The 13,718-nt window shown below is 42.0% G+C and carries 10 protein-coding genes; 2 read left to right on the top strand and 8 right to left on the bottom strand.

Annotated elements, in window-relative coordinates; translation table 11 throughout:
* Window positions 1-263: 263 nt before the first annotated feature.
* From AAEY68_RS20090 to AAEY68_RS20065, 6 genes are all read right to left on the bottom strand, one after another.
* A complete protein-coding gene (locus AAEY68_RS20090) occupies window positions 264-548 on the bottom strand; it encodes an addiction module antidote protein (protein ID WP_222714648.1) in 285 nt (94 codons plus the stop codon).
* A 5-nt stretch (window positions 549-553) separates the two neighbouring features.
* Window positions 554-850, bottom strand: a complete 297-nt coding sequence (locus AAEY68_RS20085) for a type II toxin-antitoxin system RelE/ParE family toxin (protein ID WP_007579950.1) — start codon at window positions 848-850, stop codon at window positions 554-556.
* A 312-nt stretch (window positions 851-1,162) separates the two neighbouring features.
* On the bottom strand, window positions 1,163-4,054 hold the full coding sequence (gcvP, locus tag AAEY68_RS20080) for an aminomethyl-transferring glycine dehydrogenase (protein ID WP_350586752.1): 2,892 nt from the start codon (window positions 4,052-4,054) through the stop codon (window positions 1,163-1,165).
* Window positions 4,055-4,215: 161 nt separating this feature from the next.
* On the bottom strand, window positions 4,216-4,605 hold the full coding sequence (gcvH, locus tag AAEY68_RS20075) for a glycine cleavage system protein GcvH (protein ID WP_024590231.1): 390 nt from the start codon (window positions 4,603-4,605) through the stop codon (window positions 4,216-4,218).
* 73 nt (window positions 4,606-4,678) lie between these two features.
* A complete protein-coding gene (gcvT, locus tag AAEY68_RS20070; protein WP_007579945.1) occupies window positions 4,679-5,761 on the bottom strand; it encodes a glycine cleavage system aminomethyltransferase GcvT in 1,083 nt (360 codons plus the stop codon).
* A 117-nt stretch (window positions 5,762-5,878) separates the two neighbouring features.
* Window positions 5,879-6,478 carry a hypothetical protein gene (locus AAEY68_RS20065; RefSeq protein ID WP_002958026.1) on the bottom strand — a complete coding sequence of 200 codons (600 nt, stop codon included), beginning with the start codon at window positions 6,476-6,478 and terminating at the stop codon, window positions 5,879-5,881.
* A gap of 126 nt (window positions 6,479-6,604) precedes the next feature.
* Between AAEY68_RS20065 and AAEY68_RS20060 the strand changes: the two genes are divergently transcribed.
* Together AAEY68_RS20060 and AAEY68_RS20055 are read left to right on the top strand one after the other, a co-directional pair.
* On the top strand, window positions 6,605-7,456 hold the full coding sequence (locus AAEY68_RS20060) for a LysR family transcriptional regulator (protein ID WP_007579940.1): 852 nt from the start codon (window positions 6,605-6,607) through the stop codon (window positions 7,454-7,456).
* A 188-nt stretch (window positions 7,457-7,644) separates the two neighbouring features.
* Window positions 7,645-9,801: a TonB-dependent receptor family protein gene (locus AAEY68_RS20055; protein WP_282115217.1), complete on the top strand. Its 2,157-nt coding sequence runs from the start codon at window positions 7,645-7,647 to the stop codon at window positions 9,799-9,801.
* Between the two features lie 328 nt (window positions 9,802-10,129).
* Here AAEY68_RS20055 and rlmB read toward each other — a convergent pair whose 3' ends face one another.
* Together rlmB and rnr are read right to left on the bottom strand one after the other, a co-directional pair.
* On the bottom strand, window positions 10,130-10,873 hold the full coding sequence (gene rlmB, locus AAEY68_RS20050) for a 23S rRNA (guanosine(2251)-2'-O)-methyltransferase RlmB (RefSeq protein ID WP_007378377.1): 744 nt from the start codon (window positions 10,871-10,873) through the stop codon (window positions 10,130-10,132).
* Complete coding sequence (rnr, locus tag AAEY68_RS20045; RefSeq protein WP_350586751.1) at window positions 10,870-13,365, bottom strand: ribonuclease R; 2,496 nt, start codon at window positions 13,363-13,365, stop codon at window positions 10,870-10,872. The genes rlmB and rnr overlap by 4 nt, the downstream gene beginning before the upstream one ends.
* Window positions 13,366-13,718: the final 353 nt, after the last annotated feature.

Here is a 13,718-nt window from a genome sequence, read left to right as displayed (position 1 = left end):
GTCCAGAGAGGGACCAGCGGCAGCCCCTCTTTGGCTGCCGTCGCCAGCGCGACAAAACCTTGAATAAGGTTTCTAATTTCTAGAAGTGCCCAACGTATTCGCGTTATAGGTGATGATACCCTCAAACACCTATTCAAATACTTATTCGGGCTATCGCCCGCGCGTCAGCAAGCTAAACGCCTACAATAAATAACACATACTCTTGGTTTTTGAGCGAGTAAGCATATTTGTGATTTGTTGGGTTTCGTTTCCCTCTACCTAGCCTATGAAATTTGTGTTGTAAGGCGAAAGTTAAGTGCTTTCATCACTTTAAAAATCGTTTCCCAACGTGGCTTGGTTTTACCGTTAACTGCTTTATATAAGCTTTCACGGTTTAACCCCGTTGCTTTAGCAATATCACTCACGCCATGCTTTTTAACTAATAAGCCAAGTGCTTCAATAAAGGTATTTGGATCATCATCAGCTAAACACTCTTCTAAAAATGTATTAATTTCTTGCTGTGTTTCCATATAGTCAAACGGGTTAAAATCTGATGTTTGTAGCGCCATAATAATTACTCCAATTCTCTTAAAAGGGCTTTTGCTTTGGTAATGTCTTTACCTTGTGTGCCTTTGTGTCCACCATTGAGTAGTAAAATAACTTCACCGCCTCTAATTATGTAATAAACACGATAGCCTTTCCCTACGAAAATTCGCATTTCAGATATGCCACCACCAACAGATTCACTATCGCCAAAGTTTCCATTTATGGCACGTGTAATACGTTTAGCTATTGCCATAAAAGCTTGACGATCTTTGAGCTTTTTAAGCCATTTATCGAACTCGTTGGTTTTCTTAATACGATATTTCATAAAACCATTGTAGCCCAAAGGCTACATGCATGCAATTTTATTTAAGGGATACCGAATTTTGATTTAACAATCAACGCGTCAGCAAGCTAAACGCCTACAATAAATAACACATACTCTTGGCTTTTGAGCGAGTAAGTATATTTGTGATTTGTTGGGTTTCGTTGCACTCTTCCCAACCTACGCCATATTATTTATGGCGAATCACCACACAAAAAAGCCGTTGCATTGCTGCAACGGCTTTTTTAATTTTGATAAATCCCACTCTACAGTGGAACTTACTACCCATTAAAGTTCAAAAATTAGTCCCTGTTCTTAGTCGCGATAAGTCTCTACCGCTGGGCATGAACATACCAAATTACGGTCGCCGTATACGTCATCTATACGTGTAACGGTTGGCCAGAACTTGTTTTTAGCCACTGCAGGCACTGGGAATGCAGCGTAAAAACGGTCGTATGCGCGGTCCCATTCGTTACCTAACACGTCGCCTTGTGTATGCGGTGCAAACACTAGCGGGTTGTTTTCGATTGACCATTCGCCAGAGATTACTTTTTCAATTTCGCCTTTAATTGACACCATTGCTTCGATAAAGCGGTCAATTTCACCTTTTGATTCAGACTCAGTTGGCTCAATCATTAATGTGCCTGCTACTGGGAACGACATAGTTGGTGAATGGAAACCGTAATCTTGCAAACGCTTAGCTACGTCCATTTCAGTAATGCCTGATAGCTCTTTAAGCGGGCGCAGGTCAACAATACATTCGTGAGCAACCCGGTTGTTACGACCACGGTATAAAATTGGGAAGTGCTTGCTTAGTTCATGCGTTAAGTAGTTAGCATTAACGATTGCCATTTCAGTGGCTTGCTTTAAGCCCTCTGAACCCATCATGGTAATGTAAGCCCATGAAATAGGTAAAATAGCGGCTGAGCCGTAAGGCGCTGCTGATACTGCACCGTTACCAATGTTAGTACCTGGTACGTTAATTACGCTGTGGTTTGGCATAAATGGCGCAAGGTGCGATTTAACACCAATTGGGCCAACACCTGGACCACCGCCACCGTGCGGAATACAAAACGTTTTATGCAAGTTTAAGTGCGATACGTCTGAGCCAATAAAGCCTGGGCTTGTTACGCCAACTTGCGCGTTCATGTTTGCGCCGTCCATGTAAACTTGGCCGCCGTGCTCATGAATAATGTCGCAAATCTCACGAATTGTTTCTTCGTATACGCCATGCGTAGACGGGTATGTGATCATGATACACGATAAGTTTTCCGACACTTCCTCAGCTTTCGCTTTAAGGTCTGCCATGTCTACGTTACCGTTTTTGTCGCAGTTAACTACTACAATTTTCATGCTTGCCATTTGCGCTGATGCAGGGTTAGTACCATGCGCAGAACTTGGTATTAAACATACATTACGGTGTGCGTCACCGCGTGACTCGTGGTATTTACGAATCGCGATTAAGCCTGCGTATTCACCTTGCGCGCCAGAGTTTGGCTGTAGTGATACTGCATCGTAACCAGTAATGTTTACTAGCCAGTCGTGTAGCTCGCCAATCATTATTTGGTAACCTTCTGCTTGGTCTAGCGGGCAGAATGGGTGAAGGTTTGCAAACTCAGGCCACGTAATTGGGATCATCTCTGCGGTCGCGTTTAGTTTCATGGTACATGAGCCTAACGAGATCATTGAGTGATTAAGCGATAAGTCTTTGCTTTCTAGTCGCTTAATGTAGCGAAGCATGTCTGTTTCGCTGTGGTAGCTGTTAAAGTTTGGATGCGTTAGTACTTCGTCGTCACGTACTAAACTTGCAGGGATAGACTCGCTGCCATTTGTTTCAACGTCGGCTGCAATAGCGTCAACACTTAGGCCATGACCTTCGCCTAAAATAATATCAAATAACTCAGCGATATCGGCACGTGTTGTTGTCTCTGATACCGAAATTGAGTACTCGCCTTCGTGGTTTGTTGCAAAGTTTACGCCTTTTGCAATTGCACGCGCTATTACGTCGTCTTTGTTTTCACCTGCAATTGTTAGCGTATCAAACCAAGTGCTGTGCTTAAGTGCGATGCCTTTAGCTTTAAGGCCAGTAGCTAAAATATCAGCAAAGCGATGTATACGCTGCGCGATAGTTTTTAAGCCTTGTGGGCCGTGGTACACCGCGTAAAACGCTGCCATGTTGGCAAGTAATACTTGCGCTGTACAAATGTTTGAATTGGCTTTGTCGCGGCGAATGTGTTGTTCGCGCGTTTGCATTGCCATACGTAGTGCGTCGTTACCTAAACGGTCTTTAGATACACCAATAATACGACCTGGTAATGAACGTTTGTATGCGTCACGTGTTGCAAAAAATGCAGCATGAGGACCGCCGTAACCCATAGGTACGCCAAAACGTTGAGCCGAACCAAGTACTACGTCTGCGCCTAGTTTACCCGGTGCTTTTAATAGTAATAAACTCATTATGTCGGCAGCAACACAGGCAATGGCCTTTTTGCTTTGTACGCCAGCAATTAGATCAGTTATGTCTACCACTTCGCCTGATGTAGTTGGGTATTGGAACAATGCGCCAAAAATATCGTGGTTTACGGCATCTTCTGCTTTACCTACAATTATTTCAAAACCAAACTGCTCGGCACGCGTTGTTACTACGTCGATTGTTTGTGTGTGTACGTCGTCTGCGATAAAAAAGGCATTGGCTTTTTTAGCTTTTGATACGCGTTTTGCAAGGCCCATAGCCTCTGCAGCGGCTGTTGATTCGTCAAGTAGTGATGCGCTTGCTAAATCAAGACCAGTTAAATCTAGGGTCATAGTTTGGAAGTTTAATAATGATTCTAAACGCCCTTGTGCAATCTCTGGCTGATACGGTGTGTACGCTGTATACCAACCTGGATTTTCTAGTACGTTACGTAAAATTACGTGCGGTACGTTAGTTGGGTGGTAGCCTTGGCCAATGTACGATTTGAAAACTTTATTTTTGCTTGCTACTGATTTTAGGTAGCTTAGTGTTTCAACTTCAGTACGACTTTCGCCAACTGTTAGCGGTTGTTCTAGACGAATGCTAGCAGGTACAGTTTGGTCAATGAGCTCTTGCACACTCGATACTTCTAAAGCACTTAGCATATCGCTTACTTGTGCTGGGCTTGGCCCAATATGGCGGCGAATAAAATCTTGCTTTTGCTCTAGTTCTTCAAGAGATTTGGCGTTTGACATGAATCCAGATTCCTATGATCCTAAATGCTAATGGGTAACTAGCATTAATTAAAATATTTGACGATTTAACAGTTCACTCAGTATGGGGTGGTGAGCTGTAAAATCATAAAAGCCCCATTTTTATACATTAAACGGGGCTTTTAGTTATCTTCAAAAAATGATTATTCTTCGTCGATAGTGTGCGAGTAACCTTCAGCGTCTAATAAGTTGTCTAGCTCAGACTCGTCAGATGCTTTAATACGGAATAACCAACCGTCGCCGTAAGCGTCGTTGTTTACTGTTTCAGGTGAATCTTCAAGCTCTTCGTTAATAGCAACAATTTCGCCACTGATAGGTGCGTAAATGTCTGATGCTGCTTTAACCGACTCTGCTACTGCACAGTCTTCGCCAGCGTCTACTTCGTCGCCAACTTCTGGTAATTCAACAAATACCATGTCGCCAAGAAGTTCTTGTGCATGCTCAGAAATACCAACAGTAAATGTACCGTCGCCTTCACTGCGAACCCACTCGTGTGAAGGTGCGTATTTTAACTCGCTAGGAATGTTGCTCATTTTATTTGTCCTTTGGTTTATATTGGGAGGATACCAATCGCAATAATTATTGTGATTGGTATAACCAAATTATTTAAATTATTGATTTACCGTTACGTACAAAGCTAGGCTTTACTACTTTAACGTTTACTAATTTTTTACGCATTTCTACTTGAGCTGTATCGCCTGTTGAACGTGGTACACGTGCAAGGGCTACACTAAAACCAAGTGTTGGTGAAAAAGTACCAGAAGTAATAATACCTATCCCACCGTCAACAATTACTTTAGAACCGCTTCGCAAAACGCCTTTTTCTTCAAACACTAAGCCAACTAGTTTGTCAGTGCTTTTTTCTGCGCGTTGCTTAACAAGTACGTCACGGCCAATAAAGTCGCGATCTTCTGGTTCCCATGCAATGGTCCATGCCATGTTAGCTGCAAGTGGTGATACGCTTTCGTCCATATCTAGGCCGTAAAGGTTCATACCTGCTTCTAAACGTAGCGTGTCGCGTGCACCTAAACCAGCAGGCTTAACACCTGCGTCTAGCAGTTGTTGCCATAAATCGGCTGCTTGGTCGTTCGGTACTACTATTTCGTAACCGTCTTCGCCAGTATAACCCGTTGTGGCAATAAATAAATCACCTACTTGAACACCAAAAAACGGCTTCATACCTTCAACAGCTGCTTGTTGCTCAGCATTTAAAAGAGTGGCTGTTTTTGCTTTAGCGTTAGGGCCTTGTACTGCAATCATTGCAAACTCAGGGCGCTCTGTAACCGTTACGTCAAAGTCGCTCGATACGTTAGCTAAATGCGCTAGGTCTTTTTCGCGCGTTGCTGAGTTAACAACTAGGCGGTAAAAGGTTTCGCTAAAGAAATAAATAATTAAGTCGTCTATTACACCGCCTTGCTCGTTAAGCATGCCTGTGTAAAGCGCTTTACCTGGTACGGTTAATTTTGCAACGTCGTTAGCTACTAGCTTACGTAAAAATGCTTGTGCTTGAGGCCCTTTAATATCAACAATAGTCATGTGTGATACGTCAAACATACCTGCGTCGGTACGCACGCTATTGTGTTCTTCTATTTGTGAGCCGTAGTTGATTGGCATTTCCCAGCCATGAAAATCAACCATTTTAGCGCCCGCTTCTAGGTGCTTAGCATGTAGTACAGTTTTAGAAGTCATAACATTCCTTCACGTTTAAATTAACCCTGTTTAGGGCGTGGCTTAAATAGACTTTAATTGCTTAATCGCAATTAAAAACAGGTAAACATTGTTATGTTCACCTGTTGTTTGTATTCGTTATGCGGCTTCACTATGCATAAGTGCAAAACCTTGCGCTTGCATGTAGCTTTGCCATTTTTGTAATTCTTGTTGTTTAGCGACTAATACAAAGTGTTGTTCGTCGTTTTTATCAATGGCGGTAATAAATACATCACCACTTTGCGCACCGTAGCATAGTTGCGCGTCAGAAAGGCGCAAACCGGGTGTTAATTTAAAAGCATTTACTAGAGTATCAAACGCGTTGTCGCCACTTAAAATAAAGCTTGCTAGGTCGGTGCGTACTACATAATCAATATCAAAACGTAGTTGTTGCTCGTTTATAAGTGCTTGTAGTTGAAGGCTTGCGTTGTGTGGCAGTACGAATCTAAAGGCGGTTTCGCTAAAGTAATAAACAGCAAAGCTGTAGTCAGAATTATAGTCGCCATCAAGCGTGCCTTTTAAGCCTAAACCGCTGGCGGTAAGCTTAGTTAAATCAAGGCCTAAAATAGTGCTTAAAAATACACTGGTTTCGGTGCCGCTAAAATCCATTACAACGTGATTGTTGTTAGTTTGCAAAGCGTTAGTAACCGCACTACTTGCGTTGCTGTGGCGGGCAAACATTATTGGGTTAAAAGTCATAACAAACACCTGTGTATTTTCGATTACAAAAGTATATTGCCCACGCCTACCAACAACAAATTGTAATTTTTTATCAATTGATAAATAATACTTATATATATAGCTATATAAATTGTAATTTTAAATATGAAAAACATATCAACAGATGGTTTACGTACTTTTGTGATGGTAGTTGAAATAGGCGGCTTTGCTAAAGCAGGCGATTTACTTGGCCTGTCGCAACCTGCTGTAAGTTTGCAAATAAAGCGCCTAGAAGACGTGCTCGGATATAAACTATTTAAAAAACAAGGACAGCGCCAAGTATTAAACCAGTACGGCGAGCTATTATTGCCTATGGCAAAACAAATGATGCAACACAACGATGCTATTTTGCAGCAGTTCACATCAGAAAACATCGCAGGTAAAGTGCGCTTGGGTATCCCGAGCGAATTTGCTGCGCGTATTTTACCTTCTATTATTGGCGACTTTGTGGCGCTCTACCCTGAGGTGTCGTTAGAAGTTAAGTCGCGTTTAAGTAAACATTTACTTTCGGCTTCTCGCCAAGATCAGTTCGATTTAGTACTTGCGCTAAATGAGCGACTCAACTCTGATAAGTTTCCTATTTTTATGCAAGACGAGTTAGTGTGGGTGGGCGACCTGTCACTTGCGCAAAACGACGTGGTTACGCTAGTTACCGCACCAGAGGGGTGTATTTATCGTCGCCGTGCAATTGATGCATTAAAAAGTGCGGGCATAAAATACCGCATTGTATATAGCAACGCCGATTTAACCGGCCTTATTGCTGCATTAAAAGAAGGCTTAGGTATTACCGTACTTGCTAAAAGCACAGTACCGAGTGAGCTTAACTATCAAGTTCAAACCAAACATTTACCCACTCTTGGTAATATTGGTATTAGTTTAATTAAAAGTTCGGGTGAATCTGACCATGCAGTAGATAAGCTCGCGGAGTTTATAGCGCTACGTTTAGGTTATAGCTAATCAAAACTTTATAACGAGTAAAGCAATTACAAACTAATACAAAAGAAACAATTCAGTTAACAAAGTTGCATAAGTAGGTGCTTTTAGTTCTATTAAACTGAATAATTAAATACTTAATAACATTGATTCGTATTCGTTAACGTGTTCAAATTACGCCAATTAAGATAATTGACATGATTAGGAACACAATGAACCCTAAGTTTTTAGTATCTACCCTGGCAACTGCGGTTGCTTTGTCTTTTAGTGCTACTGCAATAGCAAAAGACACCAGCGATAAAGAACAACGCTTTGAACAAATTACCGTTATTGGCTCAGAACAAGCAATTAACGATATTCCTGGTTCGGCTACGTTTATTTCTGATGAAGAACTTCAAAAATTCAAATTTACTGATATTTCTCGCGTTTTAGCGTCTGTTCCGGGCGTTTACGTGCAAGAAGAAGACGGCTACGGCCTTCGTCCTAATATTGGTATGCGCGGCACAGGTACTGGTCGTAACGATAAAATATCAGTAATGGAAGACGGTGTATTGGTTGCACCAGCACCATATTCAGCACCTTCTGCTTACTACTTCCCTACTACGGGTCGTATGGAGTCTATTGAAGTATTAAAAGGCGCGGCATCAGTTAAGTATGGCCCGCGTACTACGGGCGGTGTTTTAAACTTACTTTCGCGCAGCTTACCCACAGAGCCAAATAGCTCAAAAGGTATGGTAGATGCTGCCCTTGGTGGTGATGGTTATTACAAAGGTCACGCTTACTTCGGTAAAGAAAAAAACAACACAGCAGGCTTAATTGAAGTATTTACTTACGGCGCAGACGGCTTTAAAGAGCTGCCAGTAGGTAATGACAACACCGGCTTTGAAAAAACAGATTTACTATTAAAGTTTGGCCATACGTTTGGTCAAAACGATGCGCATAATCTTGAGCTAAAAATTAAGTACTCTGACGAAACATCAGACGAAACATACATGGGCTTAACTGACGAAGACTATCAAGAAAGTCCTTACCGTCGTTATGCTGCATCGCAAAACGATGAAATGAATACTCGCCATAACGCATACCAACTTAACTACGCGTACCGTTTTGGTGATGGCTATGAATTTTTAGCTACGGCTTACTTAAACGATTTTCATCGTAACTGGTATAAAGCCAGCAAAGTAAGCGAAAGCTACCTTGAGCAATACAGTGAATTTGAAGCAAACCCGACAAGCGAAGGTATTGAAGGTATTGGTATTAAAGCTAATAACCGCGATTACCAAGCTAAAGGTATTCAGTCTGAATTACATATTCCTGCAGGCGATCACTATGTGACTGTTGGCGTACGTTACCACGAAGACGAAATGGATCGTTTTCAATGGGAAGACAAATACACACTTAATCAAGACCTAAGCTTAACGCTTACAGAGCAAGGCGTTCCGGGCTCTGACAGCAACCGTGTAGATAGCGCAGAAGCAAGTACCTTGTTTATTCAAGACGAGTGGACAATTGATGCATTAGTAGTAAGTGCAGGTCTTCGTTATGAAGACATTACTATTACGCGTGAAGAGTGGTCTAAATCAGATCCAACACGCAGCAACGGTTTAACTAAAGATGTGTCGAACGACACTGAAATTTTAGTGCCGTCACTAGGTGCTACTTACACGCTTAACGAAAACGTAACGCTACTTGCGGGCATTCAAAAAGGTTATGCACCAGCAGCACCCGGTAATGCTGATCAAGAAGAAGAAGAAAGTGTAAACATTGAGTTTGGCTCTCGCTTTAATATGGATGGCTTTAGCGGTGAAGTAATTGCCTTTTACTCTGACTACAGCAACATGCACGGTAACTGTACTGCAGCGGTTGGTTGTAGCGACGACAACATTGGCGACCAATACAACTACGGTGAAGTAGAAGTAGCGGGCTTTGAATTTAGTGCAGCACGTACGTTTGCAACTGATACAGCTATGTTCCCAGTTAAATTAACGTATACCTACACAGACTCTGAGTTTAAAAACGATTTTGATTCAGAAATTTGGGGCACGGTAGAAAAAGGCGATGCAATGCCTTACGTACCAGAAAACCAAGTAGCGTTATCGTTAGGTGCTGAGTTTTCTGCGTTTGTAGTTAACAGCCAAATACGTTACGTATCTGATGCGCATGCTAACTTAACGCAGTCGGGCTTAAACGCAATTGATAGCCGCGTAGTATGGGATTTAGCTGCTAAATACTTAATCGATGAGAATCAAAAAGTATACCTAAGCGTTGATAATTTGTTTGATAAAACATACGTTGCTAACCGTTCAAACGGTGGCATTCAACCAGGTAAGCCACGTACTGTACAGATGGGCTACACTTACTCATTCTAAATTGAAAGCTGGTTAAACGGTTCACTAACAGCGTTGATAATTTTTTATGTAAGAACACTACACATCTAAATTATTGCCTTGTTATTAAACCGTTTACCTGCGCTTTGTATAGGAGAAATGGTTCACTAGCTGCGTTAAAAATAACTCATATAAGAACAACTATATTTCGTTATTTTTGCCTTGCTATAGAGCTATTTCCCTATCGCTATAATAGAGCACCAATTCAATACAATTGGTGCAAAGTTAAAGCGCAAATTACAGATACAAAAAAGCCGAGATTGAATTTCAATCTCGGCTTTTTAATACATAAAACTTATCGTTTTATATATTAGTTATTTGCGTTACGTTGGCGCAATACTTCAAACAAACAAATACCCGTGGCTACCGATACGTTTAAGCTTGAAACAGTACCCGCCATTGGGATTTTAACGAGCATATCGCAATGCTCACGCGTTAAGCGTCGCATGCCCTCGCCTTCTGCGCCCATAACAATCGCCATTGGCCCCGTTAAGCTTGCATCAAATACGTGGTTATCAGTTTCGCCAGCAGTGCCTACAACCCATACGCCTGCATCTTTAATTTCGCGAAGCGTGCGTGCAAGGTTAGTCACTTGAATAAGCGGTACTGTTTCGGCTGCGCCACAAGCAACTTTACGTGCTGTGCCGTTAAGCTTGGCAGAGCGATCTTTAGGTACAATTATAGCGTGAACACCAGCAGCGTCTGCACTACGTAGGCATGCGCCTAAGTTATGCGGATCGGTAATACCATCAAGCACAAGTAAAAACGGTGTGTCTTCACGAGCGATTATTGCATCAAGATCTTTTTCGTTAAACGTTGGCGCTGCTTTTACGTTGGCAATAATACCTTGATGCTGCTCACCCTTTGATTTGCTATCAAGGGCTTTACGCTGCATAAACTGTACTGAAATACCAAACTTACGTGCTTCATCAATAATCGGAGTTGAGCGTTTGTCGTCACGACCTTTAAGGGCGTAAATTTCTACAAAGCGCTCTGGCTCGCTTTCTAAAATTGCTTCAACAGAGTGAAAGCCAAAAATTAATTCATTACTCACGTATTATCTGCTCCTGGGCTAGTACTTTTACGGGCATTTTTGCCAGCTCTTTTAGGCTTTTTAACTGCCTTCTTCTTCGGCTTTTTCTTTACGGCAGTGTCTGCTGCTTTTTTATCTGCGGGTTTAGTTGCAGACTTATTTGCAGGCTTGCCTTTATCTTTATTTGCTGGCTTTTTTTTACCTTTTGGTTTGTCATCACTGTGCGACTTTTTACCCGGTACTTTGCCTGCTTTTAATTGCGAACGCACACTTGCTGGCGCATGCTCAGATTTACCTGAACCTTTTTTTGGCGCACGACGACGTGAGTATCTGTCTTGTGCAACATCGCCTTTAAGCGTTAAGTTGATACGGCGATCGTCTAAACTAACCGACGCAACTTTTACTGTTACTTTATCGCCAAGGCGATAAACTTTGTGAGAGTGCTCACCTATTAAGGTGTGTTTTGCAGCATCATGCGCAAAAAACTCGTCGCCTAAATTAGTAACATGAATAAGCCCATCAATTTGTAAATCGTCTAAACGAATAAACAAACCAAAGTTAGTGACCGATGAAATAACACCGTCAAACTCGTCACCTACGTGATCTTGCATAAACTCACATTTAAGCCAATCCGCTACTTCGCGAGTTGCATCATCGGCGCGGCGCTCTGTGGTAGAACACTGCTCACCTAGTTGATCAACTTCGTCGTCGGTATAAGCGTATTCGCCAGACGTTTGCTGACCTTGTGCTTTTATAACTGCTTTAATAGCACGATGTACTACTAAATCTGGGTAACGACGTATTGGCGATGTAAAGTGCGCATAAGCCGATAACGCTAAACCAAAGTGACCAATGTTATCTGGCTGATATACAGCTTGTTTCATTGAACGCAGTAGCATAGTTTGAATTAGTTCGGCTTCTGGGCGGTCTCCTAGTCGCGCTAATACTTGGGTTATTTCTTTTGGTGTTGGCTCGTCGCTTAATGTGCTTTGAATACCTAACTCGCCTAAAAACTTAGTAAAGTTACCTAGTTTTTCGCTGTCTGGTTCGTCATGCACACGATAAAGCGCGCTTGCTTCGTGCTTTTCAAGAATTTTAGCCGCCGATACGTTGGCTAAAATCATACATTCTTCAATCAGTTTGTGCGCGTCGTTACGAATAACAGGCACTATTGATTCTATTTTACGCTGAGCGTTAAATACAAAACGTGTTTCTAGGGTTTCAAACTCAATGGCGCCACGGTCTTGGCGTGCTGCTTTAAGTGCCATATACATTTGCTGTAAGTCAGTTAAATGTGGCACTACGGCTGAGTATTCTTCGCGTAGTTTTTCGTCGTTTTGTAAAATGGCATTTACTTTGGTGTAAGTTAAACGAGCATGCGAGTTCATTATTGCTTCGTAAAACTTATAGCCCGAAAGTTTACCCGCGCTCGATACGGTCATTTCGGCAACCATACATAAGCGATCTACTTTTGGATTAAGCGAACATAATCCGTTAGAAAGTACTTTTGGTAGCATCGGAATTACTTGCTCAGGAAAATACACTGAGTTACCACGCAAAATTGCTTCTTTGTTAAGCGGCGTGTTCATTCCTACGTAATGCGATACATCGGCAATGGCAACCCATAAGCGCCAGCCACCCGATTTTTTAGGTTCACAGTATACGGCGTCATCAAAATCGCGAGCGTCTTCGCCATCAATAGTTACAAGTGGTAAGTCACGTAAATCTACGCGGCCTTTTTTGTCAGCGTCTTCAACAAACTCACCTAGGTGAGCAACTTGTGCTTCAACTTCTTCTGGCCATACATGTGGAATATCGTGATTGCGCAGTGCGACTTCAATTTCCATACCTGGGGCTAAATGCTCACCAAGTACATCAATAATTTTACCTACCGCGTTCATGTTGCGGCTTGGATTTTGAGTGATTTTAACCTGCACCATTTGGTTATGGCGGGCACCGTTTTCGTTGCCTAGTAAAATCATTATATCTTGCGTTATGCGCGGGTCTTCAGCTACCACAACGGCAACACCATGCTCTACAAAGTAACGGCCAACAATTGGCGCGCGCTCGTTAGTAAGCACTTTTATAATACGTGCATCGCATTTTGAGCCAGAGCCACGTTTAGTGCCTTTAGCTAGTACAATGTCGCCATGTAACACCATATTCATTTGGTGCTTAGCAATAAACCAATCTTTACTCTCGCCTTCAACTTCTAAAAAACCAAAACCGTCTCTGTGGCCTATTACTTTGCCTTTGGTTAAACCGGCTTCGTCAATTAGGGCATAGCATTTAAATTTATTAAAATACAGCTGTCCGTCACGCTCCATAGCGCCAAGGCGGCGTTTAAATGCTATTTGGCGTTCGTCATCGTTTACTGCTAGTTCTTCACATAATTGCGCGTAGTTAGCAGGTTTTGAACGCTCTTGAAGGTGAGTAAGTATAAACTCACGACTAGGGACTGGGTTTTCGTACTTTTCTTGTTCTCGACTGAGATTTGGATCTTGGTTTGACATTCACTATCTTGTTAGTTGGTTATGTAGGTATTTTAACCCATATAGTTATAATGAGACAGGTAAAAGCGATTAAACTTTTAAGAAAGCACTTTTACCTTGCTGTTTATCTTGCTGTATAGTTTAAAAATCTAGCGCAATGGGGCTTAACGACCCCTTAACTGCAAAGTATTTAGTCATCTGGTAGCAATGCTAAAACCCTATCGCGCTATTATAACCTGAGCTCTGGATAATAAATCTATCTCGAGCAGCTATTTTCAGCGCTAACAGCGTTGAATATACTTGCAATAGGCCAGCTATTGACGCGTAAATTCGCCTTGTTTTCACTAAAAATCTCTGGCTAGAGAAAATAAATT

The organism is Pseudoalteromonas sp. RB2-MNA-CIBAN-0110 (assembly GCF_040309305.1).
Classification (GTDB): Bacteria; Pseudomonadota; Gammaproteobacteria; order Enterobacterales; family Alteromonadaceae; genus Pseudoalteromonas; species Pseudoalteromonas arctica.
The sequence above is the reverse complement of the archived record's forward strand: the minus strand, read 5'-3'. Positions and strand labels throughout refer to the sequence as shown.

Excerpts from the sequence above, each read along its gene's own strand:
- rnr (WP_350586751.1), bottom strand. The coding sequence starts at position 13,365 with ATGTCAAACCAAGATCCAAATCTCAGTCGAGAACAAGAAAAGTACGAA.
- AAEY68_RS20060 (WP_007579940.1), top strand. The coding sequence starts at position 6,605 with ATGAAAAACATATCAACAGATGGTTTACGTACTTTTGTGATGGTAGTT.
- gcvT (WP_007579945.1), bottom strand. The coding sequence starts at position 5,761 with ATGACTTCTAAAACTGTACTACATGCTAAGCACCTAGAAGCGGGCGCT.
- gcvP (WP_350586752.1), bottom strand. The coding sequence starts at position 4,054 with ATGTCAAACGCCAAATCTCTTGAAGAACTAGAGCAAAAGCAAGATTTT.
- AAEY68_RS20085 (WP_007579950.1), bottom strand. The coding sequence starts at position 850 with ATGAAATATCGTATTAAGAAAACCAACGAGTTCGATAAATGGCTTAAA.
- AAEY68_RS20055 (WP_282115217.1), top strand. The coding sequence starts at position 7,645 with ATGAACCCTAAGTTTTTAGTATCTACCCTGGCAACTGCGGTTGCTTTG.
- AAEY68_RS20090 (WP_222714648.1), bottom strand. The coding sequence starts at position 548 with ATGGCGCTACAAACATCAGATTTTAACCCGTTTGACTATATGGAAACA.
- AAEY68_RS20065 (WP_002958026.1), bottom strand. The coding sequence starts at position 6,478 with ATGACTTTTAACCCAATAATGTTTGCCCGCCACAGCAACGCAAGTAGT.
- gcvH (WP_024590231.1), bottom strand. The coding sequence starts at position 4,605 with ATGAGCAACATTCCTAGCGAGTTAAAATACGCACCTTCACACGAGTGG.